This window comes from Hungatella sp. L36 (assembly GCF_014288035.1).
The window spans coordinates 1-17,776 of record NZ_JACOPC010000021.1 but is presented as its reverse complement, the minus strand read 5'-3'; the positions used below and the strand labels follow the sequence as shown (position 1 = coordinate 17,776).

Here is a 17,776-nt window from a genome sequence, read left to right as displayed (position 1 = left end):
CTCATACCTCCAGCCGATAAGGCTCCCCGATTTTCTCCTTGCGCAGGTCGCGTAAGGCAAAGTTGGATTTGCGAAGCGTCAAGTTGGGATTGTAATATGGATCTCCGTCCTTTAAAATATCCGGCCACCTGTCCGCAAACAGCTTAATCTCCCGGTTAAACCGTTCCACCTTCTCCGGCGTATCCTCCAGCCCCCGCGATTTGGACTCATAGTGGTAGAAAAGCGCATACGGCGCATATACCACAAGCTTGCCCAGGGACCGGATCTTCATACAGTAATCGATATCATTAAACGCTACGGCTAACTCCTCCGCGAAGCCGCCAGCCTTTTCAAACAGCGATTTCTTGCTCATCATGCAGGCCGCTGTCACCGCGCTGTAATCCTGGGCACACATAGCCCTGTTGAAATAGCTGCTCTCCGCCCGGTGAAGGCCGATAAAGGTATGACCGGCGATGCCGCCGAATCCCACGACCACTCCCGCATGCTGAATCGTATCGTCGGAATAGAGAAGTCTGGCTCCCACGATTCCCACGTCATCTCTCTGACAGAAGCCCAGCAGCTCCTCAATGCTCTCGGGATTAATCAGCTCCGTATCATTGTTTAAGAACAGGAGATACTCTCCCGAGGCCGCCGTCACACCGAAATTATTAATTGCGGAATAGTTGAATTCCCGCTCCCATTTTACCACATGTATGAAATCAAACTCTTTCTGAATCCGCTCATAATATTGGAATGTCTCCGGTTCCGTGCTGTTGTTCTCCACGATGATGAATTCCAGATTTTTATAGGTGCCCTTCTCAATCAGGGAACGCATGCAGACATCGAGATCCGCGGTATGATCCTTGTTCGGAATGATGACTGAGACCAGAGGACTCCCGGTTATCTCGAATTTCGTATGGTAGATTCCGTAGTCCACGCCCTTTTCCACAGACAGCGCCCGGATTCCCATGCGTTCATAATGAGCCTGAATAGCCCGTGCCCCCGCCTCGAAGGCGTAGAGCTTGCTCTCCGGATTGCTGGAGGTGGAATTCTGATGGCAGCGCCAGTGATACAGCGCCTTCGGCACATGGTAAATCTTTCTGGCCTTCTCCGTGCAGCGGAAAATGAAGTCGTAATCCTGGGCTCCGTCAAACTCTTCTAAAAAGCCCCCGACCTCATCTAATAATTCCCGGTTTACCACGAATAAATGGCAGATATAGTTCACACTCGTCAGCAGATCCGGATTAAAATCAGGCTTGAAATGCGGCTCAAACAATTCCCCGCCGTCAATATCCAGCTTATCCTCATCCGTATAGACCACGTCGATCTCCGGATCACGGTTGATCGCCTTCACACACTCAAACAGCGCATCCGGCGCCAGCGTGTCGTCGTGATCGGCCAGAACGATGAAATCGCCCTTCGCCATATCAATGGCAGCGTTGGTATTTCCCGCGATTCCCTTATTTTCACCCAGAACCACGTAGCGGATTCTCTCGTCCTTCATGGCATACCGCTTAAGCACGCGCTCCGCGCTCTCGCCTCTGGGGCTTCCGTCCGCCACGCAGACCTCCCAGTGCTTATAGGTCTGTGCCCTTAAGGAATCCAGCATGGCTGCCAGATACCGCTCCGGCGTCTTGTAAGCCGGAATCACCACGGACAGCTTTGGCATATAATCGAATTCCATCGATTTCTGCGCCTCCAGCTCTTCGTCAGTCGTCTTTGTCAGCTGGTACCATTCCGGATAATCGTAATCACTGTCAATCCCCTGAAGCTTGTGGCTCGACTTCAAAAGAAACGCTTTTAAGCCGTTTTCCTTCCAGAACTCGATTGCCGAATGGAGCGTCTCCTTATTCATCATACTCTTTAGCTTCGCGTGCTTCTTATGCGCGGAGCTGTTGTGCTTCTCGATGATCTCCGTGTTCAGCTTCACCCTGGAGGTCTTTCCGTCACACCGAATCACCAGAAAACGGTCCTCGTTATCATCTCTCACATAAGGAATGCGGATATCAAATCCGAAGTCCTTCTCATATACGGTCTTAAAATAGTTCTGGCTGACGTCATCGCGGCGCACCGGAACGTACTTAAACTCCACGTTCTTCTGATTCTCATCCTGGACAGTGAATAAAACCTCTGCCTCCGGACTGCTTCCGATCACCCAGCCATTTAATACGATTGAATTTTCGCGGATACGCGCCACATCGATCTTGTATTTCATACGTTCTCTCCATCCTCTAAGGAAGCCGCGAAAAGGTCCGCGTCCTCACAGTTTTCCAGGCCGTCTTCCTCTTTTTCCGCCGCATTTCCCACCGCAAAATTAAGTCTCTCTTCCTCAATGACGAGCGGCCGCTTCATCACCCTAGCATTGATGGACAGAATGTATTCTCCCATAAGGCCGATAAAGAAGATCTGCACGGACCCGAGGAAACACATGCCTATGAGCACCGGCGCCATACCTGCCGGAAAACGGTCCCAGTACATCAGCTTCATGACCAGATAGACCACAGCCACCACCATGCTGATGAGAGAACAGATGCTTCCGAAAATAGTCGCCAGACGAAGTCCCGCCTTCGTATAGGAAGTAATGCTGAGCATTGCCGCATCGTAAAGCTGGTAAAAATGATTTTTCGTCTCACCCGCCCGCCGTTTTGGCTGCTCATAGGGAATCTGTTTGATCTTGAAACCGAGTTCCGCGACGATACCTCTGAGGAACGGGGTCGGATCGTCCAGATTCCGCAGCACTTCGATAAAATCCCTGTCATACAGACCGGAACCGGTAAACTGCTCGATCTGCTCCACGTCAGACAGCTTCTTCATCATCTTATAGTAACAGCCCCGCAGCCAGTACATCAGCCGGTTTTCCTTGCTGCTGGTCTTGATTCCTATGACAATTTTATATCCCTTTTCCCACTCATGAACGTACTGCGGAATCAGCTCCACCGGGTCCTGGAAATCCGCTACCATCTCGATCACGCAGTCTCCCGTGATCTGAAGCATCCCGTAATACGGGGAGTTAAACTGCCCGAAATTCCGTGCATTGAAGATCGCCTTAATCTTCGGATTCTCATCACACAGCTGTCTGATTAAGCTCCTTGTATGATCCTGCGAGTCATTGTCGATGAAAACAAGTTCGTAATCGTACTCCGGAAGGTCCTTCTGAAGCGTTTTAATGACCGCCTCGCTGATCGGTACGACATTCTCCTCCTCATTGTAACATGGAATCAATACGCTAATTTTCTTCATCCTGGTGCTCCATTTCTCTCTTTATCATTTCCGTAATGCCGCGGCCAAACGTATAGCGCTCTTTAAATCCGTCCGTCATGGCCTCCATGCGGCTGACATCCGGACGTATGGACAGCGCGCCTTCCTTTGCCTGAACAAAGGTGCCGAACTCCAGCGTTCCGCGCTTTCCGGCAAGTTCAAAAACCTCTTCCACAAAAGATTTGAGTACCCTTGTGTCACGGCTGGCAATATTGACTGCCGCGCCCTTTTTGCAGGGCTTGTCCTTCACCTGCTCATACAGGCGGCCCACCGCCTCCACGGCATCATCGATGTACATAAAATTCCATTCGTGGCGGCAGGCGCTTAAACTCACCCGGCCTCCACGCGGCAGTTCCCTCACAAGCGTGGATATGATGGACCACGGATGGTCCCCGTACCCATAAACGCTGAAGAATCGCAGATGGCAGAAATTCATGCCATACCTTTCACAGACCGGCACTGCCTGCCGGAAAAATTCCAGCTTGGCCTTCCCGTATTCATTGACAGGACTGCATTCCATCTCTTCCGTCATCACACCGCGGCCATCTTCGATCACTCCGTATTCCACCCGGGAGCCCGCATCCATGAATACGCGGCATCCCAGACGGTGCGCCGCTTCCACACAGGCCAGAGAGCCTCTTATATTCCCCGCCTGAACCTCCGGCGAGTCAATCTCTTCCCGGTTCACCCCGCCCCAGGCGAAATGAAACCACGCATCCGCATGGCCGATTTCTTCCACGCAGTCCGCCGCCTCTTCCATGGTTCCGTACACGGGAATCAAATTCCTGTGCTCCGGTAAATACTGTAATTTAGCCGATCCCGGCCGTACCAGGGCATAGACCCGGTCTCCCTGCTCCAGAAACCACTGGGCCAGATGGCTCCCTAAAAATCCGGTAGCCCCGGTGATGACGATATTCTCCATAAACGTAATACGCTCCTTTGGTTATTCACAACTTTTTCTCAATATGTCTGCTCCGCAGGGTCATAATTTCCACATTGCTTCCAAATCTTTCTCTTATGATTCCCGCAATCTCCTCCGTATATCCCGGAGCTACGATAAGTATGCCATCCACAGGCTCTTTTTCAAAATGATCCGGAGCTACGATGGGAATGTGAGATGCCGGAGCAAAGCGCCCCTGCTTAAACGGCGCCGAATCGATCATGTATTTCGCACGGTCCTTAAGCCCGGTGGTCGCCGCCAGGGTAAATCCCTGATGGCTGGCTCCCCAGATCGCGAGTGTCCGGCCGGTCTCATCAAACTGATTTAAAATGCGGTTCACTTCCAGATTCAACTCCTGGCGGCTCTCCGCAAAGCCTGCAATAGCTGAGGAAATGCCGCAGATTTCCGAATCTTCTCCAACGTGATCCGCGTCCTCAGTCTTTCCAGACATCCTAACTTCCGTCTCGACGCCCTCCGTCACCGGCCGTTTTCTTACAACCACCGACAGCGTATCCCGGTTCACCATCTCCTCTTCCAGCACTTCGAAGCCTGCCTCCGCAAGCACAAAACGCAGGGTGTCGAAGGTGTAATAGGCGAGATGATCACGAATCAGCTCATAATATCCGTCGTATTTTAAAATGTATTCCAGACTCGGAACGGTCAGAAGTCCCAAACCGCCTTCCGTCAGATTGTTATAAAGACATTTCAGCATCCGGACCGGATGGGCCTGATGCTCCAGGAAATTAAAGGACAGAAATACATCGTAAGGCCCGTGACAGCCGTCTTCCGTATTCTCCAGAACCGTATTCTCATCTTCCGTAAACTGTCTCCAGACCTTTAAGCCCCGGCTCCTCGCCAGCTCCACCAGGTCTGCCTTATGCTCAATGCCATAAGCCTCCACCGGAAACTCCGTGAGTACGGACAAGAATTCTCCCTGACCGCATCCGGCCTCAATGAATTTCTTTCCTTCTAAATGATACGTCTCAATCAGAGCTCCGTACTGTCTTCTGCGCAGATTCACCATGGTGGTGGAAAATCCGCCGGAGCGGATGACGTCCTTATAATAGCCGACAGGCTCACAGTCAAACTGCACCAGACCGCAGAAATCGCACTGGTGCAGATGCAGGGAAATCCCTTTGTCCTCATTTCTTCCTTCCGCATCAGGGATATCCTGTGCGGAGGCCGGCATGCCATCCAGAACAATCAGCGGCCGTTTCGGAAGTGATTTCCCGCATGCAATACAAATCTTATCTCTCATACCATAAAAACTCCTGTTTGTCAAATATTTTTTCTTTGGAGCAGACGCTGTATTCCCTCCTGAAAGGCTATTTCCTGCCTCCAGTCTGTCGCTTCCATCAGCTTTTTCACGTCCGGGATCAGGTTGGCCGGCCCTTCCGCATTCTGAGGCCGCCTGCCGTAGCTGTAGCTTCCATGACAGCCGCATGCCTCATACATCAGACGGACATACTCTCTTAAAGGCCTCGTCTCCCCACTCTCTCCCGCGACATTAAAGATTCCTTCCGCGCCGCTTAACCAAAGGGCGGTGAGCGCTTCCAGCAAGTCGTCCAGATACAGAAAATTCCACATCTGCGTGCATTCGCCAAGAGAAAGGTATCCCCCTGCCGGAAATGTCTTAAGACAGCTTTCCACCAGGGACCACGGATGATCTCCCGGTCCGTAGATGCTGAAAATTCTGGCATGAATGAACCGGAAATGATCACTCGCACGCTCTGCGCACGAGTCACCGTGCCAATCACAGGCTTCCTGTCTCCAGCGGCCGGCCGCTTCCATGGCCTGCCTGCCAAAATCCACCTTCGCTTTCCCATATTCCGATACGGGAATTAGCGGAGTGTCTTCCGTCATCGCTTCCCGGTGGATCCCGTACTCCGCCTGGGAACCGCTGAACAGAAAGGTCCGGCAGCCCAGCTTTCTCGCGCCTTCCAGCGCTTTCAGGGAGTCTGCCGCGTTCTTCTGCTGCACGTCCCGGTTCATCCGGTTTTCACTGCCTGCGCCATCCCAGCCAAAATGAAAAAATGCCTCGCACGGCACCAAAATTGCGCCGTCCAGGCGGTCGGCCTCCTCTAAATTCATCTCAATCACATGGAGGCGTTCCCTTCCCGTATCGAGCCTTGCGATATTCTTTGACGCAGGACGCACGACTGCGTAGACATCATGTCCCATTCCGATCAGTTTGTCAACCATGGGCGCGCCGATAAAACTCGTCGCGCCCGTCACTACAATATTCAACGTTTAAACGTCTCCTTATTCTTCACACTTTTGCTGCTCATTGATCACTGTTTCATCATTCCCTGATCCGCGGAATCATCATATTCTCATCCATCTCCTCATCCGGAAGGAATGGAGACAAATCTTCCAGCGGCGGAGACACCATGGTTCCGTCGGGAAGGCGTTTCGCGGCTGATTTCGGTTCAAAATTCTGATCGCGGCTCACAAAGATCTCACAGATCACAGGACCGTCCGTCCGGAGGGCTGTCTCAATGGCCGGCACCAGTTCTCCGTTATGGCATGCCCTGCAGTAAGGATAACCGTAGGCGCCCGCCAGCTTCTCCATATCCGGGAAGCTTAAGTCGTGGCTGTCCACACCGATTCCCACCAACGGCTCGCCGAAGAAATTTTTCTGCGTCTGCCGGATCGAATGGTAGCCGCCATTGTTGATCAAAAAGATCTTGATCGGCATCCGGTGATGAATGATCGTCTGAAGCTCCTGAAGATTCATCTGAATGCTGCCGTCGCCGGTGACCAGGATAATATCGCTGCCGGTGAGCTGCGATACGGGGTGCTGCATGTGGCCTTCCTGCGCATCCCGTTCCTGCATACGGCCTTCCTGCGCACCGTTTTCCTGCACATAGCCTTCCTGCACGGCCATACAGGCCCCGATGGCCGCCGGCAAATCGTATCCCATGGAGGCGATGGCTGAGTTCGAGATAAACCGCTGCCCCTTCTTTATGATACACGCATGCCCGCCGACAACGCAGGCGGAACCGTTGCCTACAACGATCACCTGTTCTTCATTCAGACGGTTGCTCATTTCCTTCATGAACGCATAGACATTGGCGTCTTCGTCTTCCCCGTGGTCAAAATGCTTCGGAAGGACAACCGGATATTTCTCCTTCCACATGCGGCAGGTCTCCGTCCATGTTCTGTCTTTAAGTCCGGTGCCGCCGGTAAACACAGGCTGTCCGGCTCCGTACTCTTCATCCAGAACCAGCTCCAGCTGTTCCAGCAAATCCTTCACATCCGCATGGACCGCCATGTCGATGTGAACGGATGGCTTCTTCAGCTCTTCCGGATCAATGTCGTTGACAATGGTATAGGCAGCTCTCGCCCATGTACTGTAATTATATCCCACCTGGCGGATGCTTAAGCGGCTTCCGAGAGATAAAACCAGGTCACTGTTCTGTATGGCAAAATTGCCCGCGCGGTCTCCCATACCGCCGCCGCGGCCCGTGTAGAGCGGGTGATCATCAGGCATACAGTCCTCGCTGTCCCAGCCGGTCACGACAGGAACGCCAAGCTTTTCCACGACTCTGGAAAAGACATCAAAGGCATGTCCGATTCGGATTCCATTTCCTGCGTTGATAACAGGCCGTTCGGAGTTTTTAATCTTTTTAATAATTTCTCTTGCCGTTTCCCGCGTTACGGATGGCGGAAGCACCTGACGCTTCTCGCCCTGCCCCGCATTGTCGGCCTCTATCTTTGGACAATCGCTCACACGCTCACCGCACGAATCACCGTGACAATCGGAAGGCACGGCCCAGCCATCGCCTCCCGCTTCATAATCTTCCGGTGAGAAACCGATCAGTTCCTCTGTCTCAATATAAGCGCCCTGAACGTTCAGCGGAATGTCAAGCCACGCCGGACCCGGGCGGCCGGAATAGGCCAGATAGATGGCCTTCTCCAGGCAGTAGCGAATTCTCATGGGGTCGATGACCATCTCGCTGTACTTTGTCATACAGTCGATCGCCTTCGTGATGTCAAACTCCTGGTCTCCCATGGCTCTGATTCCCACTCCCGACCACCTTGCCGTCGTGTCGTATCGAACCTGTCCGGATAATACCAGCATGGGTATGGAGTCCAGCCATCCCCCTACAACCCCGGTGATGGCATTGGTGCCCCCCGGGCCTGTCGTAACACAGACAGCTGCTATGCGTCCCTGAACCCGCGCATAACACTCTGCCGCGATGGCGCATGCCTGCTCGTGATGATTATAAAGGCAGGTAAGTCCCTCCTGATGCCCCAGTGCATCATTTAAGTGCATCGCTCCGCCTCCGGTCACGGTAAATACCTGTGTGATACCAAAATCCACAAGTTTTTGGGAGATGTAATTGGATACTTTCATTCGCATGATGGATTCTCCTTACATAAAAAAATAATAATTGTCTGTCTAGGTACGAATTACCTCGCTAAGTACTCATAGTACACCATGGTCACTAAACTCGTGAAATACCTCATTAAGTGTCCAGGTGTGCATTCGTACTAAGCTCGAAAATACCTCGCTAAGTACTCATAGTATACCACACCCCTTATAAAATGCATATTGAAGTTTTTCTTACTTTTTACCCCCTTTTCTCACCAGTCTACTACCTGGTCTACAATCTGCTGTTGTTCGGAACTCGTCCTTCTCAAGTAAATCCTCGTTGTCTCGATGCTTTCATGCCCCATTAAGTCGGCCAGAAGCGCGATGTCTGAGAATTTTTCCAGGAAATTCTTCGCGAACCGGTGGCGAAAGGAATGGGGATAGACCACCTCCACGGGGATCCCGTACCGGGCGGCAAATTTCTTCAGCTGCCCGGCAATTCCCCTCGTGGTGATACGGTCTCCCGAACGGTTTAAAAAAAGAAAACCGCTCTCGATTCCACGGTATTTAATCCACTGCATAGCCTCTTCCCGCAGGGCGCTCGGTATGTAAATACGCCGAATTTTCCCGCCCTTGGAATAGAGATCCAAGTAGCCCGTCTGCACATGTTCCGCCTTAATCTGAACCAGTTCGCTCACCCTGGCTCCTGTGGCGGCCATGAAACGGATGACAAAATACCAGAACCATTCCCCGTCCCTTCTTAAGCACTCCTTAAAATACATATAATCTGCGTCGCTGATTACATTTTCCAGATACGTCTTCTGTTGTACCTTGACAGAAGATAATGCCAGTTTTTCCTTGCCGATTGCTTCCAGATAACAGTTTACTGCCCTTATCCGCAGGTTCACGGTTTTCGGTTTGTAGTTTTCAAGCAGGAACAGTTTGTATTTTTGGAGATTACTTTTCGTCACTCTGTCATACCGGCCGCAATACTGTTTCACCGCGTATACATAGGCTTTTATCGTATTATCGGCCAGATTGCTTCTACGGAGGAACCCCTCAAATTCTACATCCATCTCCATGTTCTGTTATCTCCTTCCATATCTGCCATCAACCCACACTTTCGCTACCCACCTAGCGTACGTTATAATCGCAGAGTAATGCAACTATGGATTTTCGGCCACGACAAATCAAAGTGAGAAAAAAGGAGAGAAATTTTTTATGAAAAAGAATTTAAAAATGATGGCTGTATTATCCGCTGCGGCAGTAATGACCGTAGCAGCTCCAGAGATGGGCTTCACCGGCGGGTCTTCCACCGCATATGCAAAAACAATCGGCTGGGTAGAAGAAAACGGTTCCTTCAAATATTATGAAGAGGACGATTACTTCTTAACAGACACCTGGAAGAAGCGCGGCGAAGACTGGTATTACTTAAATGAAGAAGGCGAAATCGCCACAAATGCACAAATTGATGAATATTACGTTGATGAAACCGGCAAACGGGTTATGGACCAGTGGATCTCCATTGAAAATGAAGACGCATGGGACTCCCCTGACGCTGCCGAGTACCACTGGTACTATTACGGAAAGAACGGCAAGGCCGCAATCGCCAAATGGCAGAAGATCGGCGAAAGCTGGTATTATTTCAACGAAGACGGACAGATGATGACAGGAAAGGTAGAAATCGATAACGCGACATACTACCTGGGCGAAACAGACGACGGCGTGATGAAGACTGGCTGGATTCAGCTGGAGAACGAAAGCGACGATCCTGAGATGACCCATTCCTGGTACTATTTTGACACAAACGGAAAAATGGTAGAAAATCAGGTCGATAAAAAGATCAGCGGCGACTACTATACCTTCGTAGACGGCGTGATGCAGACAGGATGGTTTAAGCTTCCTGCAGAAGAGAATGCAGAAAATGCAACACCTTCCGATGCTGCAGAAAATACAGCAACCACCGTGGCCGGATATCAGTACTATGAGCCGGAAAATGGAAAACGCGTAACCGGATGGAGAACCATCGAGGGCGTGGAAGGCATTAGCGCAGAAGGCGAACTTTATAACTTCTACTTCAAGAACGGTAAGCCGTACCATGCAGATAACGGACTTCAGTTATTCACTGTAGAGTCTAAGAAATATGCGTTTAATACAAAGGGTGAAATGCAGACTGGTTTAAAGGTTGTCAATCTGGAAGATGGAGAAATTGCCAACTTCTACTTCGCAGAGGATGGCGTTATGAGAACCGGCAAGCAGGTTATTTACAATGAAGATTTAGATGAGAATCAGACATGGTTCTTCTATACCGACGGCTCCAGAAAGGGCCAGGGCTTCCACGGGATCCGTGACAACACACTGTACGAGTATGGTTTAAGAAAAGACGCAGACTCTGATTTAAGACTGGCTCCGATGAATTACGACGGAAACCAGTATCTGGTGAACACAAGCGGTTCCATCCAGAAGGCGTCCTCTTCCTCCAAATCCGCTACAAAGCCGGAACTTGGAAATGGCTTCAAAGATTATAAAGATTCTAACGGCAAGACCTGGGTTGTCGACGTAAACGGCATTATCCAGTAATGCATAGAAAGTAACAAAAGTTTCATCCGTTCAAACCGGCAGGCTGCCCCTTGGGGCAGTCTGTTTTTTTACTGCATCAGGGATGAGTGTACGCAGTTCTTACGTTTAAAACTAAAAACCGCAAAAATGCATTTTTTGCTCCATATTTAGAGCAATAGTGTTAATAAAACATAAAATTTTGGATATTTCTACAAAAAGGCGATATTTCGCGTTATAATTTTCTTTATTTTGCGTTATATATATAGAAGAGTACTGCCATTTTGGCAGGAAAAGCAAAAAAGGAGGACGCTATGAGAGAGCTTTCCGTGTACTATTGTTCGAAATGCGGGTATTATGGATATTACCAGCTTCCTAAAAATGCGGTATGTCCCAAATGCTCCGTGGACATGGTACCTTTGTCCATCAGTTTTCAGGACTTTATGGATTTAAGCTGTGAAGAGCGGGACGATTTACTGTCGAAACAGATTATTTCTGCTTCTTCTCCTTACGTCAAACGCCTGATGGCGCCACACAAGGCCTATAATAACCGGGAGGTCATCGCCCGCATGAGCGATCGCATCGTCGAACTGGAAGCCGAAAATAAAAAGCTGAACGAGACCGTTGAATGGATGCATCAGACAATCTGGGATCTGGTGCGTAAAAACAAAGGAATCGAACCGGCCGGCAAGCCTCCTATTCCACCATCTGGTGAAAAAGCTTCCGGCGGCGCCGGTAACTCCGAAAATCCGGAATAGCGATAACAGAGAGTTTTATTGGGAGTGCGGGGCACTCCCCAATACCCTCGGTCATGCGATCCTGTCAGAACTTATGTAATGTTCGATCAGTCTGTTAAGTGTCTGATTTAATTTCGATATCACTCTGCGCAGCTTAACATTTTCTTCCATTAACCTCATATTCTCCATTTCCATGAACCTCATCTTTTCAGTATCAGTCATGTGGAAAACCCTCCTTTTTTTGCTTTTCTTGTAACCACTATAAGACGTTTCCGGCCGTTTGAAAAGCAAAACATATCGCAATATTCGACAAAACGGCAGCCTCACAAAAAGTCAATAAACACACGGTTAAGTCAAAAAAAATCAGCAGTACCATATGTATCCATCTTCTCCGAAAGGAAGTACCAGATATATGAAAAACGATGTCATTTACGATTTCGACAAAATTATTCTCATCGATCCAAACCCACCTGCAAAAAATGTGCAGCAGGCCTGCTACGGTATGGTCCCCAGAGCCTCCTACCGCCCCGGCGCCCTAAAAAACATTTTGGAAAACCGCTTCGAGAACCACCGCATTATCCTGCACGCCGCCGGCGACGAACGGGTCATCAAAGAGGCCCTTTGGGTACTGCGGGCATGTGGATATTTTGATGAGATTGTGATTGAGGGGGAGGGGGAAGAGCGGTAGAGAGGGAGATGTGATGTGGTTTTTGGTGGGGTGGTTGATGTAAGTGGTGATATTGTTTGTGGTAGAATTTTTTGATGTGGTTTTTGAGTATGCTTTTTGATACATTTTCTGATTGATTTTCTGGTTGATCCTCTGATTGATATCTTGATTGATTTTCTGATTGATTTCCTGATTAATTTTCTGTTTGATTTCCTTATTAATTTTCTGTTTGATTTCCTTATTAATTTCCTGATTGATCCTCTGATTGATTTCCTGATTGATCCTCTGATTGATTTCCTGATTGATTTCCTGATTGATCCTCTGATTGATTTCCTGATTGATTCTCTGATTGATTTCCTGATTGATTTCCTGATTGATCCTCTGATTTATCCATTGATTGATTCCCTAATATCGTTTCCGATGCATTTCCTAATAGAATTCCTGATAATATTTTTGATGCATTTTTATTGCTATATCTTTTATAATTCTTATATTTCTAAATTAATTCACTTGAATACTTAATACTTTTGCGTTCCGATCTCATACTTTACTCCATGCCTCTTTTATGTATTCTCCAGGCGTATCTTTCCATGTTATTTTGGTGCATTCAAACGGTTAATAATCACTTTTCATTTTTATTATACACTTTTAAAACTGCTCTTACTTGTCAGTTCCACATTTAAAGCTATATCTATCTCAACCATTTGTCCTCCAACAGAGGACACCTCTGTGAATTATGAAAGGAGACTTTATAACTCATCCGCCCCCTCCGTTCCCTAACTGACCCAAACCATATCGTCAATTAAGATCTCTATATTTTTTTCGACAGTCGTACATTATCTTTCCAATATAACTCTTTATTCTATCTTCATACCTGTTCCACCGCCTCTCTCTGCTTATTTTTTATTGAATGACAATTATTTCCTTGTTATAGAAGAAAACCGTTATAGAAGCTAAACAAGTCATTTAAGTCTTCCTTCCAAATCTGTAATACGACTCAAAATATCCGTTTTATAGGTCTGTCCGGTAATAGAACACATAAACATTGTTGCATTCTATTACCGTCCCAGCCTCCTCCCCTCAATATACATTCCTTCTGCAACACTATCTATAAAATACTCATATACATTTTATAAGCCAGTTGCTGTCTATTATTGTAACAATGATTATCCGTCAGATACAACCAATCTGTTAATCAGCAAAACACCTAAACTGTCGATTATTCTCATTATCTTTCTTTCACATTTCTTTACTTCATACCGCGTGTAATTGTTTGTATTTTTCATTCAATTTTGTCCGCATATAGCATACATATGAGTATCCGTCAGTTCCTCACAATCTGCTTCTGCAAAAATTCTTGTCAACTCTTCTGCCGCTGCGAAACCATTTTCTGCCTGGCACGCCCCCTTGACCTCTTCTACAATATAATGGCATTGTGAGCCCTTTCGTCCTTAGCCGGCCGCGCATACATGACTGAATTTTAATCCTGAATCGCCAGCCGCTATTGTTCCTTCTTCTTAAAATCTTCACTGTGCAGATGCGGTATTCTGAGTAATCCTGAATATTATAAACTCAGCTGGCTTCACTGGAGCCACGCCAATGATACAAATCAGGTGTCCATTATCAATTTCTTCCTGTGTCATGGTGTCACGCCCAATATTTACATAAAATGCCTCTTCCGGAGATGATCCGGCCAGGCCGCCGCTTCTCCATACCTCCCTCAGAAACACTTCTATTATTCTTTGTACCCGCATCCATAGCTCTTCGTTATTTTCTTCAAATACTACCCAGTCCGTATTTTTCTTTATGGATTCCTCTAAAAATATAAAAAGTCTGCGCACGTTGATATATTTCCACGTTCCATCGCTGCCTGCAGTTCTTGCTCCCCATACCCGAATTCCCTGACCTGGGAACCGCCGGATCAAATTTACCCCCTTGGGATTCAAAATGTCCTGTTCACCTTTGTCAAACTGCACATCCAGTCCCACACAAGCCCGAAGCACTTCATTGGCGGGTGCTTTATAGACGCCGCGGGAATTGTCACTGCGGGCATAGATTCCCATCACAGATCCGGAAGGAGGAATTGCTATATTTTTCTTATCGAGGGGGTCAAACACCATCACCCATGGATGATAGAAAGCCGCATAGGATGTATCAAGATTTTCCCTGTGCCTGATGATGTCCTGTACCGCCTTTGCCTCCCGTGGAATATCGAGAACCGCAAATCTGTTCTTTCGTTCACACTGAGCAGTCAGAGAACGCTGGACCTTCTGATCTGTGACACCAGGAACGGCAATAACTGAGACCATATCGTTGTCCAGAAATGCCTGAATTCCGGTTCGATTTCCGGCCCCATGGTCATTTCCAATAAAATCGGAAGCCTCCATGTTCAGAATATTACCATTCGTGCCGCCTGAAAGCTTAACCGTCACGGTATCCTGAACGGAAGACGCAAGACATTCAAATGGTGGTCGAAGTTTTTCCTTTCCTTTACCAACATATTCCACACAAATCAGATCTGATTTTGAAACCTGTGCTTCCACAAACTGTGGAATATTACTATTAAATGAAAGATTCTCGTAGATTTCTACGGAATCACCGGACCTGACCTCCAGCCCGAACTCACAGGTGGATATAATCTTATCCGGCAATAGATTCTTATCCGTTACATCCACTTCAAATTCATGTTCAAAAGAAATAACATTGTCTTTACTCTCCACCACCCGATTATAAACCGTAGTATTTCCATCTGAAAACGCTACAATATCACCATCAAAAAATCCGGCACTATTTTTGACCGAGTACCGCTTCCCCTCTGCCGCCTCCAGCACGTCAAAGACCTGAGTCCTTGCCTTGCTCGAAGGAGATATAACTATATTCAGCCCATTCCCCCACGCCCCCGGATTACTGGCTGTAAACTTCAGAATGGACTCTCCAGTATTTGGTACAGCTCCCTTCGCACAAGATGCGTCCGCCGGCACAACCCTGGTAACAAAACAGCGGGACCCTCCATTGATAAAAAAATGCTCTACCGCATAAGCCAGAAAACGATAATTACAGGCTTCCCTTTCGGAAAGATAAGTTCCATAAATCTGTTTGAAATCCGAAAAATTAGTCGCCATCCGCGGTACGCCTCCGACCGGTCCTTTCTCCGCCACCCCAATAAAACCGGCGATACTGGTGCTGACCCCTTCCACAGGTACCACCCCTGAATCAAATTCCTCCACGTATACTCCAGGTGATAAATACTCCGCCATAGTCTTCTCCCTTCTTAATATTTTACTGTTTTTGCTTTTCCCGTCTGGTTATCAGGTGTTTATTTCTTCTACATATTAATCAATTTTTTATAAGTGTAATTCTATTATAAATTTTTCCATTGTAATTAACAATGTATTTTTTGAAATGTGGTATTGTTCCTATAGATCATGAATGTTTTCATCCGCCTTTTAAATTAGTTTATATTCTGGTTTAGTTTTTTTATTCCGGTATTGACATAATCTAAAAAATTTGATATTTTAGAATTAGAACGTATGTTCGATTCCGAAGGAGGGAGACTTATGAATCATATAATCTATTGTCCGGTATGCCATCATCGCCTGTTTGACATTAAACCGCCGACCGCCGGAACCATTGAGATCAAGTGCCCGCGCTGTAAAAAAGTACAGCACATCCATTTAATCGAACCGGATACTCAGAAAACAACTACAGAAAAAACTACCTAGCAAAGGAATGATTCATTACCAAATAGCAGGAGAAAACGAAAAGGCCACAGCGCCGGACCCGTTTTCTCCTGTTTTATTTGCACAACCAAGAAAGAAGGGGATCATTATAAAATATTACATTAAAATCGAACAGCAAAATATTCCTGTCAGCGAGGAAATCTATAAGATTTGGCAGCATGGGGAGCGAAAGGATCGTTATTTCAGGGAAGGGGATATTCGGAATGGCGTCTTCTCCTACGATGCTCTGGATGGAGAAGGCTTAAACGGAAGTGAATTATTTGCAGAAAAAGACCGAAATCCTGTAGAACATCAGGCTGAACGCGACCTCCTGATAAACGAGTTAAAACAGGCATTAAACACACTGAATAAAGAAGATAAAGAACTGCTGGCACACATTTATTATCTAGATAATTCACTGCGCAAAATAGCTCAGAAAACGGGAATTCCATTTACCACTTTACAATATCGTCATAAAAAAATTTTAAAGAAATTAAGACTTTATTTCGAGCAGAAATTTCTGTCCTTAGATTAATAATGTAACTCTTTCACTTTTTAACTTACCATTGCCTGCCATATATACAAAGGTGTGCCACAATTCAGAAAGGACTGTTCCCTATGTTGTACCCACATGCTGTGCGGCCATTTCTAGATTGGCGGTTAACCGTTATCTCCAATTTTTTGCTGCATTTATCCCTTACGGCCATTATGATTTTCTTTGTTCCGCAGGCCTGAGGTATGAACATTTACGCTGTTTTAAGCAGCGGTATGAAACCGAAGCTTCGCACTGGAAATGTCATCTACACACACCCTGTATGAAGAATGGAGTATATTCACAATAAGGATCTTATAACCTCTATAAAGGTGGCTGGAATAGCGAAAAACCAACTGGTACCTACATCACCACTTCAGAAGCTGTCGATATGAACCAAGCGAAAGGCATTTATCCCGGAAAAACTATTACACAAAAGACCCGACAATCAAAAATAACCGTTATAACACTGCAGCCTTGAGAATGAAAGTAAAAATTCCGGTTGCCACTATAGTACACACATCTGAAGACACCAGCCTTCTTAATAATGGGTAGTTTATGAAAGACAGAAGGAGTATAAGAATAATATTCACTTAATTTTGTTTATATCTAAAGGCCCGAATTTATTTATTCCAGGCCTTTAGATTGGTCATCATAAGATACCTGAAAATATTTATGTAAGCTGATTTTACATAAATCAACTGCTTCTTGTCTCTTAACTATTCTCTATATTATTGTATTCTTTGTCTGATATGAAATTATATACAATGTCTAACGAATTTTTTAACATATCACAATCAACTTATTTATCTCTCCAATCCAGTCTCTATTCTAATTGTCCTGCTTACCTATCTACAAAATCCTCAATCAAAATCTGGTATACAAATGATTTCTAAATTAATTGTCTGGTTTTATATTTTTTAGAGCTGCCAAAACATTTTTTTACAGTACATAATACCGATTATAGGAAGTTCATCTCTGAGAACCCCCAGATAGCCGATAAAACGGTCTATACAGGCCAAATAGACGAATTCTTCGACTACCAGTTAGGAGTCCTGGAATACCGTTCT

15 protein-coding genes and 1 pseudogene are annotated in these 17,776 nt (G+C 46.9%); 7 read left to right on the top strand and 9 right to left on the bottom strand.

Annotation, left to right across the window (positions count from 1 at the left end):
- Nucleotide 1: 1 nt before the first annotated feature.
- From H8S80_RS30160 to H8S80_RS30130, 7 genes are all read right to left on the bottom strand, one after another.
- Nucleotides 2-2,194 (bottom strand): glycosyltransferase family 2 protein, encoded by a 2,193-nt coding sequence (locus H8S80_RS30160; RefSeq protein ID WP_117622814.1) that lies wholly within the window; start codon nucleotides 2,192-2,194, stop codon nucleotides 2-4.
- Nucleotides 2,191-3,219 (bottom strand): glycosyltransferase family 2 protein, encoded by a 1,029-nt coding sequence (locus H8S80_RS30155; RefSeq protein WP_002601589.1) that lies wholly within the window; start codon nucleotides 3,217-3,219, stop codon nucleotides 2,191-2,193. Before H8S80_RS30155 ends, H8S80_RS30160 begins: the two co-directional genes overlap by 4 nt.
- Entirely contained in the window at nucleotides 3,206-4,159 is a 954-nt protein-coding gene (locus H8S80_RS30150) for an NAD-dependent epimerase/dehydratase family protein (protein WP_002601590.1), read from the bottom strand. Before H8S80_RS30150 ends, H8S80_RS30155 begins: the two co-directional genes overlap by 14 nt.
- Before the next feature lie 25 nt (nucleotides 4,160-4,184).
- The gene (locus H8S80_RS30145) at nucleotides 4,185-5,435 is read right to left on the bottom strand and encodes a class I SAM-dependent methyltransferase (protein ID WP_117622813.1); all 1,251 of its coding nucleotides are present in this window, start codon (nucleotides 5,433-5,435) and stop codon (nucleotides 4,185-4,187) included.
- A gap of 20 nt (nucleotides 5,436-5,455) precedes the next feature.
- Complete coding sequence (locus H8S80_RS30140; protein ID WP_117622812.1) at nucleotides 5,456-6,424, bottom strand: NAD-dependent epimerase/dehydratase family protein; 969 nt, start codon at nucleotides 6,422-6,424, stop codon at nucleotides 5,456-5,458.
- Between the two features lie 55 nt (nucleotides 6,425-6,479).
- On the bottom strand, nucleotides 6,480-8,543 hold the full coding sequence (locus tag H8S80_RS30135) for a thiamine pyrophosphate-binding protein (RefSeq protein ID WP_117622811.1): 2,064 nt from the start codon (nucleotides 8,541-8,543) through the stop codon (nucleotides 6,480-6,482).
- 224 nt (nucleotides 8,544-8,767) lie between these two features.
- Nucleotides 8,768-9,577 (bottom strand): tyrosine-type recombinase/integrase, encoded by an 810-nt coding sequence (locus H8S80_RS30130; RefSeq protein ID WP_002601594.1) that lies wholly within the window; start codon nucleotides 9,575-9,577, stop codon nucleotides 8,768-8,770.
- A gap of 139 nt (nucleotides 9,578-9,716) precedes the next feature.
- Between H8S80_RS30130 and H8S80_RS30125 the strand changes: the two genes are divergently transcribed.
- Nucleotides 9,717-11,075 (top strand): N-acetylmuramoyl-L-alanine amidase family protein, encoded by a 1,359-nt coding sequence (locus H8S80_RS30125; RefSeq protein WP_117622810.1) that lies wholly within the window; start codon nucleotides 9,717-9,719, stop codon nucleotides 11,073-11,075.
- Between the two features lie 290 nt (nucleotides 11,076-11,365).
- The gene (locus H8S80_RS30120) at nucleotides 11,366-11,809 is read left to right on the top strand and encodes a hypothetical protein (RefSeq protein WP_002601596.1); all 444 of its coding nucleotides are present in this window, start codon (nucleotides 11,366-11,368) and stop codon (nucleotides 11,807-11,809) included.
- Nucleotides 11,810-11,860: 51 nt separating this feature from the next.
- Here H8S80_RS30120 and H8S80_RS30115 read toward each other — a convergent pair whose 3' ends face one another.
- Entirely contained in the window at nucleotides 11,861-12,010 is a 150-nt protein-coding gene (locus H8S80_RS30115) for a hypothetical protein (RefSeq protein WP_002601597.1), read from the bottom strand.
- Nucleotides 12,011-12,200: 190 nt separating this feature from the next.
- Here H8S80_RS30115 and H8S80_RS30110 point away from each other — a divergent pair, with 190 nt between their 5' ends.
- Together H8S80_RS30110 and H8S80_RS30105 are read left to right on the top strand one after the other, a co-directional pair.
- Nucleotides 12,201-12,476, top strand: a complete 276-nt coding sequence (locus H8S80_RS30110; RefSeq protein ID WP_117632806.1) for a hypothetical protein — start codon at nucleotides 12,201-12,203, stop codon at nucleotides 12,474-12,476.
- A 96-nt stretch (nucleotides 12,477-12,572) separates the two neighbouring features.
- The gene (locus tag H8S80_RS30105; protein ID WP_181991276.1) at nucleotides 12,573-12,977 is read left to right on the top strand and encodes a hypothetical protein; all 405 of its coding nucleotides are present in this window, start codon (nucleotides 12,573-12,575) and stop codon (nucleotides 12,975-12,977) included.
- 1,004 nt (nucleotides 12,978-13,981) lie between these two features.
- Here the strand turns inward: H8S80_RS30105 and H8S80_RS30100 are convergent.
- Complete coding sequence (locus H8S80_RS30100) at nucleotides 13,982-15,712, bottom strand: phage tail sheath family protein (RefSeq protein WP_117622808.1); 1,731 nt, start codon at nucleotides 15,710-15,712, stop codon at nucleotides 13,982-13,984.
- Nucleotides 15,713-16,012: 300 nt separating this feature from the next.
- Between H8S80_RS30100 and H8S80_RS30095 the strand changes: the two genes are divergently transcribed.
- From H8S80_RS30095 to H8S80_RS30085, 3 genes and pseudogenes are all read left to right on the top strand, one after another.
- Nucleotides 16,013-16,177 carry a hypothetical protein gene (locus H8S80_RS30095; RefSeq protein WP_181988004.1) on the top strand — a complete coding sequence of 55 codons (165 nt, stop codon included), beginning with the start codon at nucleotides 16,013-16,015 and terminating at the stop codon, nucleotides 16,175-16,177.
- Between the two features lie 7 nt (nucleotides 16,178-16,184).
- On the top strand, nucleotides 16,185-16,709 hold the full coding sequence (locus tag H8S80_RS30090; protein WP_117622807.1) for a sigma-70 family RNA polymerase sigma factor: 525 nt from the start codon (nucleotides 16,185-16,187) through the stop codon (nucleotides 16,707-16,709).
- Between the two features lie 950 nt (nucleotides 16,710-17,659).
- A pseudogene (locus H8S80_RS30085) lies at nucleotides 17,660-17,776 on the top strand (UDP-galactopyranose mutase); the annotation flags it as partial.